The organism is Rhodococcus sp. NPDC077669 (assembly GCF_040686915.1).
GTDB classification, from domain to species: domain Bacteria; phylum Actinomycetota; class Actinomycetes; order Mycobacteriales; family Mycobacteriaceae; genus Rhodococcoides; species Rhodococcoides fascians.
In genome coordinates, this window is record NZ_JBFBMD010000020.1 from 58,926 (window position 1) to 76,364 (window position 17,439).

Below are 17,439 nucleotides of genomic sequence, written 5' to 3' on the forward strand. Positions count from 1 at the left end.
CAGCCGTGAGCGGAGGCCGGTCACCGCGGCTGCCGCATGACGTAGCCGACGCCCCGCAATGTGTGGATCAATCGGGTATCGCCCGTGTCGACCTTACGACGCAGATACGACACGTACGACTCCACCACTCCCACCTCACCGCCGAAGTCGTAGTGCCACACGTGATCCAGAATGCGGGGCTTGCTCAGCACTGTTCCGGCATTGACCATGAAGTACCGCAGCAGCGTGAACTCGGTCGGCGAGAGCGAGACCGGCTCGCCTGCCTTCCACACCTCGTGGGTGTCGTCGTCGAGTTCGATGTCCGCGAACGCAACTCGCGACGATTCGGTCTCCTCGGTCCGACCGGACCGGCGCAGAATCACTCGGAGCCGAGCCACCACTTCCTCGAGGCTGAACGGCTTGGTGACGTAGTCGTCCGCGCCGAGCGTCAGACCGGTCACCTTGTCTTCCACGGAATCTCGCGCCGTCAGGAACAACGCCGGAGCATCCACTCCGTCTGCACGCAGCCTGCGCAGCAGACCGAAGCCGTCCATGCCCGGCATCATGACGTCGAGGATCAGTGCCTCGGGCCGAAAGGTACGCGACTTGTCCAGGGCCTCGGGGCCGGAGGACGCCGTCGCGACCTCGAATCCCTGGAACTTGAGACTGACCGCCAACAGCTCGACGATGGTCGGTTCGTCGTCGACGATCAGTACACGCGCTTCGGGGGTTTCGCTCACGGTGTCCATCATCGCGCGCGTTGCTGCTCGTCCGCTGGACTCTCGCTGTGAGGTTGCTGTGAGCCCCGACAGAGAGGGGCCCCAAGAGAGGGCATGATGGAGCGCGATGCTCCCTGCGAACACCGATCGCCGCACGAGGCGCAGGCCGACGGTCACTTCCATGCACGTATTCGCAACTCTGCTCGTGTTGGGCATCGTGACAGGTCCGTACCTCGCCGAGTGGGTCGCCGCCTCCCCTGCCCTGCGAACCGGAGCCACCGTCTTCACCGGGATCTTCGTGCAGGCGACGCCGTTCCTGGTGCTGGGTGTGCTCGTCAGCGGCGGCATCGCCGCGTTCGTCTCCCCGGCCGTGCTTCGACGTGTGGTCCCGAAGAACGAGCCCGCGGCCGTCGGTGTGAGCGGACTCGCCGGGATGGCATTGCCCGGGTGCGAGTGCGGTGCTGTTCCCGTCTCCCGGCGGTTGATGGACCAGGGAATGCCGACGTCGGCCGCTCTGGCATTTCTGCTGTCGGCACCGGCGATCAACCCCGTCGTTCTCGTGTCGACTGCGGTGGCCTTTCCTGGTGAGCCGGCAATGGTTCTCGCCCGGTTCCTCGCCTCGCTCGCCACCGCCGTAGTGATGGGCTGGCTGTGGACGCGATTCGGTAAGGCCGAGTGGATCACCGCGCGGCTGGCGGATCGTGGTCACGATCACGACGGCTCGAAGTGGGAGACGTTCCGCGAGTCGGCTCGTGCAGACCTGCTGCAGGCCGGGGCGTTTCTGGTGTTCGGTGCCGCGGCGGCCGCGGCCCTGCACCTGGTGATTCCCGATCGGGTGTACGAGCACCTGGCCGGTCAGCTTCTGCTGGCCATCGTGGTGATGGCCGTACTGGCGGTTCTGTTGGCGCTGTGTTCGGAGGCCGACGCGTTCGTCGCGGCCAGTATGTCGATGCTGCCGCTGTTGCCGCGCCTGGTCTTCCTGGTGGTCGGCCCGGCCGTCGATCTGAAGTTGATGGCGATGCAGGCAGGCAGCTTCGGGCGCGGTTTCGTCGTCCGCTTCGCACCACTGACCTTCGTCGTGGCGATCGTGTGCGCCTCGGTCGTCGGCGGATTCCTGATCGGCGCGCGATGAAACGCGAGGTGCAGAACGTCCTGCTGTTCCTCTTCGGCGGAGCGATCGTGAAGATCTCGCTCGACGGCAGCTTCGTTCGATACGTCAAACCGTCGCTGCATCCGTATCTGCTGATCGCGGGCGTGCTGATCGTCGTCCTCGCGGCAGCCTCGATCGTCGCCGACATCCTGCGCGGTGGGCCGACGGACGGCCACGATCACGACGCACGCCCGTATTGGCTGCTGCTCGTGCCGATTGCGGTGATCCTCCTCGTCGCCCCGCCCGCGCTCGGTGTCTCGGCGGTCGGCGACCGATCCGTGGACGCCGTCTCGACCCACGAGAAGACACCCTTCCCGCCGTTACCCGACGGGCAGGCACCGGACGTCCCGTTGCTCGACGTCGTACAGCGGGCGGTCCGAGATTCCGAGGACAGCCTCGACGGCCGGGAGATCAGTGTCACCGGATTCGCCGTAGCGACCGCGAACGGTGGGTCGCCGCGCGTCGACGGCACAACCGACGGTCTCGATCTCGCCCGTGTCCTGATCATCTGCTGCGCGGCCGACGCGCGGTCCATCCGAATTCACCTGGACTCGAATTCGACTGTCCTCGAGGATGTTCCGGACGGAACTTGGCTGCAGCTCACCGGCACCGTCGACGCATCGACCGCGACCGAAGCCGCCGCCTTCACCCCCACGATGACGGTCTCGACGGCCCGGCGCATCGACCCGCCGACGAACACGTACGCGTACTGACACCGGAAAATTCGCGTCCCCGCCGAAGAAAAATTGGTACCGTCGTACAGGTCACTTCCGACAATCGGACGAGGCGCGCCGTACCCGAACAGCGACAAGACGGTGCCGAGAGGTGATTTCTCATGGCATGGCTGATTCTCGTCGTTTCCGGCGTTCTCGAAGCGATCTGGGCGACAGCGCTCGGTAAATCCGAGGGCTTCACCAAACTCGGACCATCGGTCGTTTTCGGTGTCGCGGTGGTGCTCAGCATGATCGGTCTCGCGGTAGCGATGCGGTCGTTGCCCACCGGAACCGCGTATGCGGTGTGGGTGGGAATCGGTGCCACCCTTACCGTGGCGTACGCGATGATCACCGGTGCCGAAGCAGCGTCGTTCCTCAAAGTCGTACTTCTGGTCGGCATCGTCGGCTGCGTTGTGGGCCTGAAGGTTCTTCACTGATTTTCCCGGCTACAAGCAGTTACAGTAAAACGATGAACTGGGTGTCAGCGATCACACTGCCCGCACGGGCCGGCTTGGCCATCGCCGAGCAGGCGATCGGCGTCGCAGAGGTCGCGTTGGCGACCACCAGGATGGCGTTGGCCACCGGCGCGTCCGGCACGGCCGGTGTGGCGTCGCTCGCCAATCCGCGCGGCGGCACTATGCAGCTGCTCACCCAGCTCGGCCAGCTCACCTCCGACGATCGCGCGTTGGGCAACGCCCTGAAAGAGGGCGGGCCACTCGACCGCCTACTTGCCCAGGGCGGCGTCGTCGATCGACTCACGTCCGAGGACGGCACGCTCGAGCGTCTGCTGTCTCCGGGTGGGCCGGTCGAACGCATTCTCGCTCCCGGCGGACCGCTGGACCGACTGCTCGCCGAGGACGGACCGCTCGAGCGGTTGCTCGCCGAAGGCGGTCTTCTGGACAGGATCACCGCCACCAACGGCCCCCTCGAGCGCCTGACGGCGAAGGACGGTCCGCTCGAGGTGTTGACGCGTCAGGACGGTCTGATCGAACGGGCCATCGCGGAGAACGGCATCCTCGAGACGATGCTGGCCGAGGACGGTGCCGTCGAGCGTCTGACGGCCAAGGGCGGGCCGCTGGACCAGTTGGTCAAACTGTCCGAGACGCTGACGTCCGTGGCTCCGAACATCGAGCGTATGAGTATCTCGATCGACATCCTGCAGGATTCCGTGGAGATCCTCTCGGCGGCGGTGCATCCACTCGGCGAGCTGGTCGGCCGGCTGCCGAGCCGCTGGCTCAAGAGCGGTAAGCAGTCGGTGCACGAGCTGCACTGACGGGCCCCCGGTGGCCGGCGCCGCCGACAGACTCTCCGCTGGCCAGTCCCTGTGGAACGGAGAAGGCCGGTGTTACAAAGCCGACTATCTATCGACATCTCCAGTCAAAGTAATTGTCAGTCAGATCTTCCCGTCTTTCGATATCAGCTACGAGACCAGCTTCGGCCTACGCAGGGTCGGCCGGGATCTCATTCTGCAGCTGGAGGTAGAGGTCGTAAGATCGGTTGGCGGCAAGCGCTTGGGCCCGCGGCGTTCAGCGGGCAGGCGAAAGCAACCAATCTCAAATCTGATATTTCTGGCGCCGCTTCCTGAACGCATCTTCACCCCCGTCCAGAATTAAGCACGCGTGCTCCCGTGTACCACACACTTTCAGAGCCTCCGCATGATCTATCATCGGCCCACTGTGCTCCAAAGAGCCAGATCTGTAATCGAAAGTCCGCCCATTCGCATTCGGCCGGTCGTCTCCATGCCTGTTCGCAACAATTATTTGTTCAGAATCCGCTCCGACTGCTAGGTTCGCGTCGTGAGTAACCATTATTATTTGCCGGTCCGACTTCCTTTTCACGAGATAAGGAACAATTTGTTCAAAAATGGACCGGCTATCAAGGTCGTCTTCTGGCTGATCAATAAGTAGAGGCCATTTATCGGTTGACTCGTTGAGGATTAAGGTCAATGCAAACAGAGCTTGCTTCCCAGGGGTCATCGTTGAAACCGCGAAACCTCCCACCCTGTCCCCATCGAGTTCAGCAAAATATCGAACCTCAGGCGTGGCTTGTAGCACTGCAGCCGCTACGTCGGCCGGACTTCTTCCTTGCTTCACTTTCTGCGTGCCTGAGGCCAAAGCACGCATGAATACTTCTGGGTTGGCTTGCACGTGCGCCAAATTGAGCACTTTATCTTCGGTCAAGAATGGACTCTTGTTTTGTTTGTGGAGATCTTGACTCAGCGCCTCAACGGTGTCGGGGTTCAGGGAAATCTCCATACCCAGTACCATTTCGTCCAACTCATGCCGTCGCCGATCAAATACAGTGCGAAGCGTTGCTAACGCATCGTTACGTGTGCCCAAGGACCCCTTCACCGAATTTGCTGATTCAGCCTGCTGCGCGGTCAGTCGTAAGATCGCGTCTTTCTGGACCTCTATGCGCTTTAGCGTTTCCACCTGGTTTTGATGCCGCTGGACAACCGAATCCAGCTCGGCGTTCATAGCGTTCATTGCGATAAGATCGGCGTTTTCCGCCTCCAGTCGCTGACCAGAGAGGCGGGCCTCACGCAAATCAGCCTCCAGTTGTGTACGAGCGTTGACCAACAAGTTCGAGAGAGATTCGCGAATGGATTCGCGGGTACTTAGTACTAGGTTGGTGATCTCAGATGCGAGAGTCTGATGCACATCGGAAGGGGTCGGAATGGTCTCGACTTGTACGCCCACAGCTTCCGTTACCGCCCAATTTTGTAGCTGCCCTGCGCTGTTCCCACTGTCCGCCTGAGGCTCCACGTACACCGATAATTGCCGCATTTTCTCCTCAATCTCGGCTGCGTGCACTCGTGAAGTTGCGATGTCCTGGATAACCTCTTCATACTGCTGCACCTGCTCCGGCGTCAACGACGACTCATCCCGAAGCTTGTTGATTTCGGCTGCTAGCTCATCCCTCACCGCAGCGATTCCATCGGGATCGCCCATGGATCGCAGGTCTTGCTCCGCCTTCTCGATCTTTAGAGAAAGATCAAACCAGAGCTTGATTGCGTGTTCCATCGCGGAATCTGCCGATTCAAGGTCGGCTGTCGCCCGTTCCGTTGCAGCCCGAAACTCGGCATCATCACGAAACAGCGCGGGCTTTATCTTCTGGGTGATCTCGTCAGGGCGCTCGCTGATCGCGTACAAAGAGTTTTGCGGAATATAGATAACTTGCCCAGAGCCGCCTGCCGTACCGCCCCAGTTTACTTGACATGTGCCAGCAGGCACCTGCGACCAACGGTAACCTGCTGCCGGACCTGCTGCTTCCGAATTGGCCGCAATTCGCGCGGCAATCTGCTGCTCCACCGTTAGCTGCGGATCGACTGCATGTGAGATATAAGCTAGGAGAGACGATTTTCCGGAAGACCTACTACCAATGATGGAGCAGAGATTCTGATTGAACTTGATTTCAGCAGGAAAGGTACTGGTATCAGAGAAAGACACGCTTGAAATGACGTTGTACGGTTCCTTCGAATCTGGAATCGTCGGCTGTATTCGCACCCTGTCCAACGGTTCAATCAAAGTTTGACGCAGCCCAGAAAAAGTTGGATCGGCTTTAACCCAGGTTACTTCAGTTTGGTTGGGACCATCTGAGATCGATTTTCCAAGACGGTCCTTGAGATCGTCGAATGTATGAGCGTCGCAGCCGGAGAAAACCGGTTTTGCACGGATTTCATCATGCTCATTCTCTAGACGCGACGTATTGAGAAAATATTCGCTGCTCGTCGACCTACCAAAGAAACCGTCAGACATTTTATCAATCTCGTCAGTCAAGTTCGCTTTGCGTTTTGCTCCACGCTGTGGGCGTATGCCATCACCCTTCGCGGAAGTCAAGATAAGGACACTATCCTGCTGGTCGTTCTTCACCCCGAAGGTATCTCTAATCGCATCGGCAATCGCTTTCCGGGTTACCGTCGCGGAACCGAGGTGCTCTGCAGTCTTGAGGTCACGGCAGGACATTTGCCGATCGTCTGATGTGTGCAGTTCGGTTCGCAATGAACGCATAAACCGGTCTGCATCGTCTACGGTCAGGCTATCAGAAAATATTAGGTGCAGATTTACTTCCTCCCCCGCCTTGTTGACAGCCTCATTCAAGCGAACCTCCATGTTCGGAAGAAAACGTTTGTCAGACGTGGGAAATTTGCGCCTGAATGCAGCGACGAAATCAAAGTAGCGATCCAAGTTGAAGTAATCTGTAATTCCAACGACGGCAACATCCGAAGCCTCGACAAGGGTAGAGAATCTGTCCCAGTCTGGCTCACCGTTGGCCAGCATCGTGTAACGGTTCTCGGCACCGGTTGCGCTTGGGACGTGGACATGAAGGTCCCACTTTCTCCACTCAGACCCTCTGGCGTACTCGACCTCGTAGCTGCTCATGGTGCGCCGTCCTCTTTCACTCCGGACCCGGTTCAGTGCTTTAAGACACTAGCGGCGTAGTCCGACAGGAGACCATCCGGTATGCGGTTCGTTATCGGCCATGTTGGCCATGATGGCGGGGTCGGTGAGCGTTTGAAAGCAGGGAGTCGAAGTTTCGGTGCCGCCGCGACTAAATGTTAGCGCTCACACTGCTCACGCGGGGTGCAAAAAGAAATCTTTGACAATGCCGATGTTATCGCTCACACTTTCGTTTTGATGTGATGCGAACCACACGGGACCACCCGACGGCCTCCGCTTCACGGTCTACCTCAAAACACAGGGAGAAACGATGAAGTTTCGAAAGCTATCCATGGCTACGGCCGCGGTGGCCCTCACCCTCACGCTCGGTGCGTGCGGATCGAGTACCAAGACCGCAGACGAGGCTCCGGCCGAGGGCGGCAGCACCGCAGGTGCGTTGATCGGTGTCACCATGCCGACGAAGTCCTCCGCCCGTTGGATCGCCGACGGCGACAACCTCAAGAGCGCGTTGGAGGGCCAGGGATACAAGGTCGACCTGCAGTACGCGGAGAACGACATTCCCACCCAGGTCAACCAGATCGAGAACCAGATCACCCAGGGCGCGAAGCTGCTGATCGTGGCCTCGGTGGACGGCACCGCCATCACCACCCAGCTGCAGGAAGCCAAGGACAACGGCATCGGTGTCATCGCCTACGACCGGCTCATCCGCAACTCCCCGGACGTCGACTACTACGCGACGTTCGACAACTACAAGGTCGGCGTCGACCAGGCCACCTCGCTGTTGGTCGGCCTCGGGCTGAAGAACGAGGACGGCACCGACAAGGCCGACGCACCCGCCGGCCCGCTCAACATCGAGGTTTTCGCCGGTTCGCCCGACGACAACAACGCCACCTTCTTCTTCGACGGTGCCATGGAGACTCTGAAGCCGTACCTGGACAAGGGAACTCTGAAGATCGGTAGTGGCGAGTCCGACTTCGGAACCGCTGCCACCCTGCGCTGGGATCCGGCGACGGCACAGAAGCGCATGGAAGACCTGCTGACCAAGACGTACTCCTCGGGCCAGAAGGTTCAGGGCGTGCTCTCCCCGTACGACGGTCTGTCGATCGGAATTCTGTCCGCGCTCAAGAGCAACGGCTACGGAACCGCCGGTCAGCCCTACCCGGTCGTCACCGGACAGGACGCCGAGGTGCCGTCGGTCAAGTCGATCATCGCCGGTGAGCAGTACTCCACGATCTACAAGGACACGCGCCAGCTGGCCGAGGTCACGATCCAGATGGCTCAGGCCATGCTCAACGGTCAAACTCCCGAGACCAACAACACCACCGATTACGACAACGGCGAGAAGGTCGTTCCGGCGTACCTGCTGCAGCCCGAGATCGTCTACAAGGACAACTACGAGAAGCTGCTCGTCGAGGGTGGCTACTACACCGAGGATCAGTTGAAGTGAGTTCGGCGATGACGAGCCCGATTCTGGAGATGCGCGGCATCACCAAAACATTTCCCGGCGTCAAGGCGCTACAGGATGTCACTCTCTCGGTGAATCGCGGCGAGATCCACGCGATCTGCGGCGAGAACGGAGCAGGCAAGTCGACGCTCATGAAGGTGTTGTCGGGTGTGTACGCGCACGACACATTCGACGGCGACATCGTGTTCGACGGTCGAGAGTGCTCGTTCTCCGACATCCGGAGTAGCGAGGCCGAGGGCATCGTCATCATCCATCAGGAACTCGCGTTGAGTCCGCATCTCTCCATTGCCGAGAACATCTTTCTCGGCAACGAGCGGTCCAAGCGCGGGTTCATCGACTGGAACCGAACGAATTCCGAGGCCGCAGCCCTACTGAACCGGGTAGGGCTGCGGGAGAATCCCGTCAACGTCGTGAGCGATCTCGGCGTCGGCAAGCAGCAACTCGTCGAGATCGCCAAGGCACTGTCCAAGGACGTGACCCTGCTCATTCTCGACGAACCCACTGCGGCACTCAACGATTCCGACTCCGCACATCTGCTGGATCTGTTGCGCGGTCTACGGGACGAGGGCATCACGTGCGTGATCATCTCGCACAAGCTCAACGAGATCGCGGCCATTGCCGACCGGACCACGATCCTTCGGGACGGCAAGACCATCAAGACGCTGGACATGCGAGACCCGGACGTCACCGAGGATCGCATCATCTCACTGATGGTCGGCCGCGATCTCGAGCACCGGTTTCCGCCCCACGAATCGACTGTGGGAGAGGAAGTTCTGCGCATCGAGGACTGGACCGTGCACAGTCCGACCCAGCAGGGCCGAACCGTCGTCGACAAGGCGAACCTCACGCTGCGGCGCGGTGAGATCGTCGGCCTCGCCGGATTGATGGGTGCCGGCCGTACCGAGTTGGCCATGAGCGTCTTCGGCCGAAGCTACGGGATCGACATCTCGGGACGGCTCTACAAGTACGGCAAGGAAATTCACGTCAAGTCCGTCAACGATGCCATCCATCACGGCATCGCGTACGCCACCGAGGACCGGAAACGGTACGGGCTGAACCTGATCGACGACATCAAGCGCAACATCTCCACCGCGGCGCTGGACAAGTTGGTGACGGGAGGCTTCGTCGACGCCAACCAGGAATACAAGGTCGCCGAGGGCTTCCGCAAGAGCATGAACATCAAGGCACCGAACGTCTCCGCCGTGGTCGGCAAACTCTCCGGCGGCAATCAGCAGAAAGTCGTGCTGAGCAAATGGATCTTCAGCGATCCCGACGTGCTCATCCTCGACGAACCGACGCGAGGAATCGACGTCGGCGCGAAATTCGAAATCTATTCGATCATCAACCAACTCGCCGACGCCGGAAAGGCAGTGCTGGTGATCTCGTCCGAACTTCCGGAACTTCTCGGTCTGTGCGACCGGATCTACGCGCTGTCCGCCGGCCGGATCACCGGTGAGGTCGACCGCGAGGACGCAACCCAGGAATCTCTCATGCATCTCATGACCCGTGGAACAGGAGTACTTCGATGAACCAGCTGTCGACCGTTCGGGGGCTGCTCACGCGAAACCTCCGACAGAGCGGAATCTTCATCGCGTTCGCGCTGATCATCGTGCTCTTCACCGTGCTGACCGGAGGTCAGCTGTTGGTGCCGCAGAACATCAGCAACATGGTGGTGCAGAACTCGTACATTCTCATTCTGGCCATCGGCATGGTCGTCATCATCATCGCCGGCCATATCGACCTGTCCGTCGGATCGGTGGTGGCGGCCACCGGAGCCATCGCCGGTGTCCTCATGGTCCAACAGAACGTGCCGTGGCCACTGGCGGTGCTGATCACGTTGATCGTCGGCGGCCTGATCGGTGCCTGGCAGGGTTATTGGGTCGCGTACTTCGGCATTCCCGCGTTCATCGTCACCCTCGCCGGAATGCTCGTCTTCCGCGCGGTGACTCTCATCGTCCTCGGCAACCAGGGCATCGGGCCGTTCCCCGGACCGGTACGCACACTGTCCAACGGCTTCCTGCCCGGCTTCATGGGCAATGTGGGACTCGGGCCATTGGGTGGGGCGGACATCTTCACGTTGCTCGTCGCGATTCTCGCGGTCGCTGGAATCGTGTTCAGCCAGTGGCGTTCCCGAACGGGCCGGCAGAAGTACGGCCAGACCGTGGACGCGATGCCGCTGTTCCTGATCAAGATGGCGTTCGCCGCCGCTCTCGTGCTTGCGATCGCCGTCCAGTTGGCTCGTTTCAAGAACCTGCCGTACGTGCTGATCCTGCTCGCCGTGTTGGTCATGGGTTACTCGACGTTGGCCGGCAAGACCGTATTCGGTCGGCACGTGTACGCCATCGGCGGAAACATTCACGCCGCGTCCCTGTCCGGTATCAAGGTCAAGCCGGTCACGTTCTGGATCTTCGTCAACATGGGTGTCCTTTCGGCTCTGGCCGGAATCATCTTCGCCGGACGCCTCAACCAGGCCGGTCCTACTGCGGGCAACGGCTTCGAGCTCGACGCCATCGCGGCGGCGTTCATCGGTGGCGCAGCCGTACAGGGCGGCGTCGGCCGCATCGTCGGCGCGCTGACCGGTGGACTCATCATCGCCGTGATCAACAGCGGCATGTCGCTGATCGGATCACCCAGCGAGAGAGTGCAATTGGTGAAGGGTCTGGTGCTGCTCGCCGCCGTGGCGTTCGACATCTGGACCAAGCGTCGTGCGGCGAGCGGTAAGGGCGGCAAGGGAGACAAAGCCGCGTCTCCCACCAGTTACCTGGGCGTACCAGTACCCGCTGAGATGTTCTCCCCCGGCGAGCCCGGAAAGCCGGCACCGCCGACCTCTGCATCGATGACGAAAACGACGTGATCCGGGCGGTGACGCGCCGATCCGGTCCGGGCATGCTGAGATGGTGTTCGACCAGCGAAGGAGGATGCGTGCGATGACGCCGACCCGCGGACCGGCCATGACCGACGTCGCTCGGCTCGCGGGTGTGTCCCACCAGACCGTCTCTCGGGTCATCAACGGCCATCCCAACGTCACCGAGGCGACCAGAACGAGGGTCGAGCAGGCGATCGCGGAGCTCGGCTACCGGCCGAACACCGCAGCTCGCGCTCTGGTCACCGGCCGCAGCAGCACCATCGGGATCGTCGGCACCGGCAACGCTCTGTACGGGCCGGTGTCGACGCTCTACAGCGTCGAACAGGCCGCACGACAGGCCGGATACTCCGTCGTCGTCGGCGTCCCCACCTCGTTCGACGAGGTGGCGATCAGCACCTGCGTGCGCAGGTTGCAGAAACAGGGCGTCGACGGCGTCGTCGTCATCGCGCCGTTGAGCACCGACGGCGGCGACATCGCCGAGTTGGCCGCCGAACTGCCACTGGTGGCCGTCGAAGGATCGCCTGCCGGCGATCTGGCGGTCGTCTCGGTCGATCAGGTCGCCGGCGCGCAGTCCGCCACCACACATCTGCTCTCACTCGGTCACCGCGCCGTCTGGCACGTCGCAGGCCCCTCGGGTTGGTACGAGGCGGCCGACCGCGTCATCGGGTGGCGCTCGGCCCACGAGCAGGCCGGTGTCGAACCGCCACTCGTTCTCGCCGGCGACTGGACCGCGAAGTCCGGCTTCGAGGCCGGCTGCCGATTGGCCGAGAACCCGGATGTCACAGCGGTGTTCGCCGGAAACGACGCGATGGCGCTCGGGGTGTTGCGCGCCCTCGAAGTGCACGGCCGAAAAGTTCCGACGGACGTCAGCGTGGTCGGTTTCGACGACGTTCCCGACGCGGAGTTCTTTTCCCCTCCCCTGACGACGATCCGTCAGGAATTCAGCGAGGTCGGCATCCGCAGTGTCGAAATACTGTTGGCCCAGATCGATTCCGGCAACCGCAGCACCCGTCGCTCGCGCATCGAGCCGAGCCTGGTGATCCGGTCCAGCACTGCCGAGGCCCGTGACGCTCACATCCGCAGCTGAATCTCCACCAACAATCGCGCGTCCGGATCCGACAGATCCAACTCCAGAATCTGCTCGACGCGCCGGATGCGGTAGCGCACCGTGTTCGGGTGAATGTGCAGCCTCTCCGCTGCCGCACGCACGTCACCGAAGCACGCCAGATACGTCTCGAGGCTCTCGCGCATCGCGCCGTCGTGGGTGGCGTCGTACCGATCCAGCGCTGCGATGCGCGGGTCCCGCAACTGCTCGTGATTCGAGATGATGTCGACGATCTCACCCAGCAGCACAGACGTTCTCGACTCTGCGAGCGTGGTGACGCGAACGTCGCCGGTGGTCGCGTCCAATACTCGGTCGACCTCGAACCGGGCTGCGGCCACCCCGTCGAGATCGGCGATCGGCGCGGCCACCGCAGCGCGCAAGCACAGTCCGGTTCGAGTCTCGATGCGCGACACGGCATCTGCGGTCCACACCGGAATCGCCGTCCCCGACGCAGCTCCGGAGAACAGTACGTAGATTCTCTCGCCGATGACGGTCACCAGCGAGTCTCGCCTGAATGCGCTGGCGTGCAACCGGATCGACGGAGCCAGACCGGTGATGTCGAATTCACCACAGGCGGCGAATCCGACGACCGCGGCCGTCCCCGTGGTCGGAATCGACAGCGCCGCGGCCAGCGACGGAATGTCCACGCCGCCACCCCGCGCGCCGAGCAGTCGCTGAATCTGCAGCGCCTCGTTGGTCGGGGCGTTCGCGATGCGGGTGATCAGCCGGGCGGCGACCGCCGACGCTCCGCGCAACACCGCATCGGCGTCCACCGACAGCGGACGCGCGCCTTCCTGAACCCAGATCGTTCCCAGTGTTGTTGCTGCGCCGCGTATTCGACGTATCCCGACGGCAAGGCGTCGACGAATACCGAGTTCGGCATCGGCCGGTACGTCGATGACGTCGTCGGTACGGCGGAGTCGGTCGAACACCCCGCGCTCGTGCAGACGGCGAAGGTAGTCGGCCGGTCCTTCTCGCCCCAGGATCGACAGGGTCCGCAACTCGTCGGCCGAGTCGTCCGATGCCGAGTACGCCAATACGTGCGAGCGCTCGTCCTCGATGCTCACCATGCCCTTGGTCAAGGACGCAACCGTCTGCGCCAGCTCGTACAGATCGGTGTCCGCTCCGAACAGCCCGTCGTCCGAGGCCGGTGAGCGTGACTGATCGAGGACCCCGCGCATCGTCGACAGCAGCAGTTCCCAGCGGGTCTGGTGGTGTACCGCGACCAAGGCGATTCCGGTCTCTCGGGCAGCGTGGGCCAACGCGGTCGAGTCGGCCACCTTGGTCAGCACCGCAAGGGGCCTGTCGACCACCGGACGCAACGCCAGATCGTCGAACCAACGCAGCGCATCGGTCTCGGTGACGCCGACCAGCAGGGTCAGATCGGCAGCCGTTCCCGGTGGTCGACGAAGGTCGTCGCCGTCGAGCAGGGCCACGGACTCGACGGTGATCTCGGTTCCCACCGGAGCGACCACGAGCTCGACCACTGCGCTGTGCAGCGACGTCAGGAGAGAACGCAGCGTCACGGTGTTGGCCATGCGGACAAGTACACCACGAATTCTTTGGCCGATGAGCTGATTGAACGGGCTGTCGATGCGACTTCAATGAGCAGCACACACCCGAGTGCGAGGAGCCACCATGGACGCGGTCACATCAGTTCCCACCCCGGTCAACGAGCCGGTCAACACCTATGCCCCCGGAAGCGCCGAGCGCGCCAGGCTGCGCATCCGCTTGGACGAACTGCGTGCGAACCCCGTCCGCATCCATCAGGTGATCGGCGGTGTCCACCGCGACGCCGCCGGCACCGATACCGATGTGGTCGAACCCCATAAGCACGCCTCGGTCATCGGTAGCTTCGCCGAGGCAACGCACCGGGACGTGCAGGACGCGATCTCCGCAGCGACCGCAGCTGCACCGGCCTGGCGCGATCTTCCGTTCGACGAGCGAGCTGCAGTGTTCCTGCGCGCGGCCGATCTGCTGTCGGGTCCGTGGCGCGAAAGGATTGCTGCCGCAACGATGCTCGGGCAGTCCAAGTCGGCCTACCAGGCCGAGATCGACGCACCGTGCGAGCTGATCGATTTCTGGCGGTTCAATGTCGCGTTCGCACGACAGATCCTCGCCGATCAGCCGGTGTCGGCCCCGGGCGTGTGGAATCGCGTCGAGTACCGCCCGCTCGAGGGTTTCGTCTACGCGATCACACCGTTCAACTTCACCGCCATCGCCGGTAACCTCCCCACAGCGCCCGCACTGATGGGCAACACGGTGTTGTGGAAGCCGTCGCCCACCCAAGCAGTCGCCGCGTACCTGACGCTGCAGTTGCTCGAGGCGGCAGGTCTGCCGCCGGGAGTGATCAACCTCGTCCTCGGCGACGGTCCGATGGTCTCCGAAGTAGCCCTGGCCGATCCACGCCTGGCGGGCATCCACTTCACCGGATCCACTGCGACCTTCCAGACGCTGTGGCGCGAGGTCGGCAACAACATCTCGAACTACCACTCCTACCCGCGGCTCGTCGGCGAGACCGGCGGCAAGGATTTCGTCGTCGCGCACAGCTCGGCCGATCCGGACGTGTTGACCACAGCCATGATTCGCGGTGCCTTCGACTTCCAGGGGCAGAAGTGTTCGGCCGCTTCGCGAGCATTCGTACCGAAGTCGCTGTGGGCTCGCATGGGTGAGAGGTTCATCGAGCAGGTGTCGGCCCTGAAGTACGGCGACGTCACCGACCTGTCGAACTACGGCGGTGCCGTCATCGACCGAAAAGCGTTCGACCGCAACGCAGCTGCGCTCGACCGCGCGAAATCCGTGACCGGTCTGACCATCGCCGCCGGTGGAACGTGCGACGACACGGAAGGATACTTCGTTTCTCCCACAGTTCTTCTCGGCGACGACCCCACCGACGAAGCCTTCACCACCGAGTACTTCGGCCCCATTCTGGCCGTGCACGTCTACGACGACAACCGGCCCGACGCCTATGCCGACGTACTCCGCACCGTCGACACCGGATCGAAGTACGCACTGACCGGTGCCGTCATCGCCACCGATCGCACGGCCGTCGAGCAGGCCCATTCGGCACTGCGATTCGCCGCCGGAAACTTCTACGTCAACGACAAGCCCACCGGCGCGGTCGTGGGTCAGCAACCGTTCGGCGGAGCGCGTGCGTCGGGTACCAACGACAAGGCCGGCTCACCGCAGAACCTGTTGCGCTGGGCATCGGCACGCACGGTCAAGGAAACGTTCGTCCCGCCGACCGCACACGGCTACCCCCATCAGGAAGGCGAGGGCACACGATGACCACAGTGCTGAGCAACCCACTGCGGCCGGCTCTGCTGGCGGCCGCACGCTCACCGAAATTGCAGGCCACCGTGACGCGGCTGCGTGCCACCCGATCGCTCGTCGACCGCTTCGTCGCTGGTGAATCGGAGCCCGCCGTGGTCACCGCCGTCGATGCCCTGCTGGCGTCGGGACGATTCGTCTCGGTGGACTATCTGGGCGAGGACACCACCGACCGCGCACAGGCGACGGCCACCGTGCAGTCGTACCTGTCACTGATACAACGCTTTTCGACGCGTAGTACCGCCGAGACCGCGCTCGAGGTATCGCTCAAACTCTCGGCCCTCGGTCAGGGAATCGACCGGACGCTCGCGCTCGAGAACGCGCGCGAGATCTGTACCGCCGCAGCAGCGGCGGGAGTGTGGGTGACCGTCGACGCCGAAGACCACACCACCACCGACTCGACCCTGTCCATCGTGCGCGAACTGCGGCACGACTTTCCCGATCTCGGCACGGTGCTGCAGGCGTACCTGAAACGAACCGAGGCCGACTGCAGGGAGCTGTCCGGACCGAGATCTCGCATCCGCCTGTGCAAGGGCGCGTACAACGAGCCCGCGTCGGTGGCGTTCCAGGGTGCACGGGACGTCTCGGACTCCTACCTACGGTGCCTGGAAGTGCTGATGAACGGCAGCGGCTACCCCATGGTCGCCTCCCACGATCCCGAGATGATCGAGGCGGCGGAGCGGCTCGCCGCGAACGCCGGACGGTCCGCAGCCGACTTCGAGTTCCAGATGCTGTTCGGAATCCGCGACCAGGAACAACGACGACTGGTCGACGCCGGAAAGCACGTGCGTGTCTACGTGCCCTACGGAGAGCAGTGGTACGGCTACTTCATGCGCAGACTCGCAGAGCGGCCGGCCAACCTGATGTTCTTCGCGCGGTCGCTGCTCTCTCGCAACTGACTTCACTCGGATCGGCGAACGTGTGTTCGAAAGTGTGTCGGTGGGTCGCGGTAGATTCTGTTCATGCTTTCGGGGGACGGCGGATCAGGGGTGGACGGCATCGAGACGGTGCCGCCTGCCCCCGTCGTGTCCGACCCCGAACTGTCGGTGCTGGTGGACCGTGTGGAGTCGGCGGTCGCCGAGTTGGCGGGGCAGGCGTCGGTGTCGTGGTCGAATGCCGACCGGCGTGCGGTGGTCCAACGCATGGAAGCTGTCTCGCGGTCTGTGACGGCGTATTCGCACACCTGGCTCAACGAACTGATCGCACAGCACGGCCTCGATGTCTATCCGGGGTCGGTGCCGTGCTCGGTGGCGTGGATGCTGCGGATCACCCCACGTGCTGCCGGGGCGCGAGTGCGTCTGGCTGCGGAGTTGGGGGATCGCACCGCACTGTCCGGCGAAGTGCTGCCTCCCTTGTTGCCGCACACCGCTGCAGCGGTGCGGGCAGGACTGCTCGATGCCCAGCACGTGCAGATGATCCGCGAATTCTTCCGGCACCTACCGTCGAGTGTGGATCCGCAGACACGCGATCGCGCCGAACAGCAGTTGGTGGGTCTCGCCTCGACGAGGCGGCCCGACGACTTCGCGCCACTGGTGGCGCATCTGGACTCGATCCTCGATCCCGACGGCGACTTCGACGAGAACGAGGACGAGGACAAGAACGCGAAGCCGAAGCCACGGAAACGGGATGCGTTCTTCTACCTCGGTGAGCAGGGGTCCGACGGAATGTCGGAAGGACAGTTCTGCGTCGACTCCGAACTACGGGCCTACCTC

Annotated in this window: 14 protein-coding genes and 1 riboswitch; of the genes, 11 read left to right on the forward strand and 3 right to left on the reverse strand. The window is 62.7% G+C overall.

What is annotated here, in order from left to right:
- Window positions 1–20: 20 nt before the first annotated feature.
- Window positions 21–728 (reverse strand): response regulator transcription factor, encoded by a 708-nt coding sequence (locus AB0P23_RS19615; RefSeq protein WP_027495789.1) that lies wholly within the window; start codon window positions 726–728, stop codon window positions 21–23.
- A 151-nt stretch (window positions 729–879) separates the two neighbouring features.
- Here AB0P23_RS19615 and AB0P23_RS19620 point away from each other — a divergent pair, with 151 nt between their 5' ends.
- The 4 genes from AB0P23_RS19620 (at window position 880) to AB0P23_RS19635 (ending at window position 3,834) form a co-directional block, all read left to right on the forward strand.
- Window positions 880–1,830 carry a permease gene (locus AB0P23_RS19620; RefSeq protein WP_230073686.1) on the forward strand — a complete coding sequence of 317 codons (951 nt, stop codon included), beginning with the start codon at window positions 880–882 and terminating at the stop codon, window positions 1,828–1,830.
- The gene (locus AB0P23_RS19625; protein WP_032374216.1) at window positions 1,827–2,561 is read left to right on the forward strand and encodes a TIGR03943 family protein; all 735 of its coding nucleotides are present in this window, start codon (window positions 1,827–1,829) and stop codon (window positions 2,559–2,561) included. The genes AB0P23_RS19620 and AB0P23_RS19625 overlap by 4 nt, the downstream gene beginning before the upstream one ends.
- A gap of 45 nt (window positions 2,562–2,606) precedes the next feature.
- Window positions 2,607–2,670, forward strand: a riboswitch (guanidine-III (ykkC-III) riboswitch).
- 13 nt (window positions 2,671–2,683) lie between these two features.
- Window positions 2,684–2,998 (forward strand): multidrug efflux SMR transporter, encoded by a 315-nt coding sequence (locus AB0P23_RS19630; protein WP_032371369.1) that lies wholly within the window; start codon window positions 2,684–2,686, stop codon window positions 2,996–2,998.
- A 32-nt stretch (window positions 2,999–3,030) separates the two neighbouring features.
- The gene (locus tag AB0P23_RS19635) at window positions 3,031–3,834 is read left to right on the forward strand and encodes a hypothetical protein (protein WP_027495785.1); all 804 of its coding nucleotides are present in this window, start codon (window positions 3,031–3,033) and stop codon (window positions 3,832–3,834) included.
- A 280-nt stretch (window positions 3,835–4,114) separates the two neighbouring features.
- On the opposite strand, the gene AB0P23_RS19640 is transcribed toward AB0P23_RS19635, so the two are convergent.
- Window positions 4,115–6,943 carry a TrlF family AAA-like ATPase gene (locus AB0P23_RS19640; protein ID WP_363798895.1) on the reverse strand — a complete coding sequence of 943 codons (2,829 nt, stop codon included), beginning with the start codon at window positions 6,941–6,943 and terminating at the stop codon, window positions 4,115–4,117.
- A 328-nt stretch (window positions 6,944–7,271) separates the two neighbouring features.
- Between AB0P23_RS19640 and chvE the strand changes: the two genes are divergently transcribed.
- The 4 genes from chvE (at window position 7,272) to AB0P23_RS19660 (ending at window position 12,379) form a co-directional block, all read left to right on the forward strand.
- Entirely contained in the window at window positions 7,272–8,408 is a 1,137-nt protein-coding gene (gene chvE, locus AB0P23_RS19645; RefSeq protein ID WP_027495784.1) for a multiple monosaccharide ABC transporter substrate-binding protein, read from the forward strand.
- A gap of 8 nt (window positions 8,409–8,416) precedes the next feature.
- A complete protein-coding gene (gene mmsA / locus AB0P23_RS19650; RefSeq protein ID WP_363798898.1) occupies window positions 8,417–9,955 on the forward strand; it encodes a multiple monosaccharide ABC transporter ATP-binding protein in 1,539 nt (512 codons plus the stop codon).
- Window positions 9,952–11,280 carry a multiple monosaccharide ABC transporter permease gene (mmsB, locus tag AB0P23_RS19655; RefSeq protein ID WP_027495782.1) on the forward strand — a complete coding sequence of 443 codons (1,329 nt, stop codon included), beginning with the start codon at window positions 9,952–9,954 and terminating at the stop codon, window positions 11,278–11,280. The genes mmsA and mmsB overlap by 4 nt, the downstream gene beginning before the upstream one ends.
- Window positions 11,281–11,353: 73 nt before the next feature.
- Window positions 11,354–12,379, forward strand: a complete 1,026-nt coding sequence (locus tag AB0P23_RS19660) for a LacI family DNA-binding transcriptional regulator (RefSeq protein ID WP_222067280.1) — start codon at window positions 11,354–11,356, stop codon at window positions 12,377–12,379.
- Here AB0P23_RS19660 and AB0P23_RS19665 read toward each other — a convergent pair.
- A complete protein-coding gene (locus AB0P23_RS19665) occupies window positions 12,364–13,935 on the reverse strand; it encodes a helix-turn-helix domain-containing protein (RefSeq protein ID WP_283348581.1) in 1,572 nt (523 codons plus the stop codon). The genes AB0P23_RS19660 and AB0P23_RS19665 overlap by 16 nt on opposite strands.
- Before the next feature lie 100 nt (window positions 13,936–14,035).
- Between AB0P23_RS19665 and pruA the strand changes: the two genes are divergently transcribed.
- The 3 genes from pruA to AB0P23_RS19680 form a co-directional block, all read left to right on the forward strand.
- Window positions 14,036–15,685 carry an L-glutamate gamma-semialdehyde dehydrogenase gene (gene pruA / locus AB0P23_RS19670; RefSeq protein ID WP_283348582.1) on the forward strand — a complete coding sequence of 550 codons (1,650 nt, stop codon included), beginning with the start codon at window positions 14,036–14,038 and terminating at the stop codon, window positions 15,683–15,685.
- A complete protein-coding gene (locus tag AB0P23_RS19675) occupies window positions 15,682–16,626 on the forward strand; it encodes a proline dehydrogenase family protein (RefSeq protein WP_363798903.1) in 945 nt (314 codons plus the stop codon). The genes pruA and AB0P23_RS19675 overlap by 4 nt, the downstream gene beginning before the upstream one ends.
- 63 nt (window positions 16,627–16,689) lie before the next feature.
- Window positions 16,690–17,439: DUF222 domain-containing protein (locus AB0P23_RS19680; protein WP_363798906.1), on the forward strand; the 750-nt coding region annotated here is incomplete at its 3' end.

Bases quoted from the DNA above. Each gene is read 5' to 3' on its own strand.
- AB0P23_RS19635 (WP_027495785.1), top strand. From the start codon at position 3,031: ATGAACTGGGTGTCAGCGATCACACTGCCCGCACGGGCCGGCTTGGCC.
- AB0P23_RS19620 (WP_230073686.1), top strand. From the start codon at position 880: ATGCACGTATTCGCAACTCTGCTCGTGTTGGGCATCGTGACAGGTCCG.
- AB0P23_RS19660 (WP_222067280.1), top strand. From the start codon at position 11,354: ATGACGCCGACCCGCGGACCGGCCATGACCGACGTCGCTCGGCTCGCG.
- pruA (WP_283348582.1), top strand. From the start codon at position 14,036: ATGGACGCGGTCACATCAGTTCCCACCCCGGTCAACGAGCCGGTCAAC.
- AB0P23_RS19630 (WP_032371369.1), top strand. From the start codon at position 2,684: ATGGCATGGCTGATTCTCGTCGTTTCCGGCGTTCTCGAAGCGATCTGG.
- AB0P23_RS19675 (WP_363798903.1), top strand. From the start codon at position 15,682: ATGACCACAGTGCTGAGCAACCCACTGCGGCCGGCTCTGCTGGCGGCC.
- AB0P23_RS19625 (WP_032374216.1), top strand. From the start codon at position 1,827: ATGAAACGCGAGGTGCAGAACGTCCTGCTGTTCCTCTTCGGCGGAGCG.
- mmsA (WP_363798898.1), top strand. From the start codon at position 8,417: ATGACGAGCCCGATTCTGGAGATGCGCGGCATCACCAAAACATTTCCC.
- AB0P23_RS19640 (WP_363798895.1), bottom strand. From the start codon at position 6,943: ATGAGCAGCTACGAGGTCGAGTACGCCAGAGGGTCTGAGTGGAGAAAG.
- chvE (WP_027495784.1), top strand. From the start codon at position 7,272: ATGAAGTTTCGAAAGCTATCCATGGCTACGGCCGCGGTGGCCCTCACC.
- mmsB (WP_027495782.1), top strand. From the start codon at position 9,952: ATGAACCAGCTGTCGACCGTTCGGGGGCTGCTCACGCGAAACCTCCGA.
- AB0P23_RS19665 (WP_283348581.1), bottom strand. From the start codon at position 13,935: ATGGCCAACACCGTGACGCTGCGTTCTCTCCTGACGTCGCTGCACAGC.
- AB0P23_RS19615 (WP_027495789.1), bottom strand. From the start codon at position 728: ATGGACACCGTGAGCGAAACCCCCGAAGCGCGTGTACTGATCGTCGAC.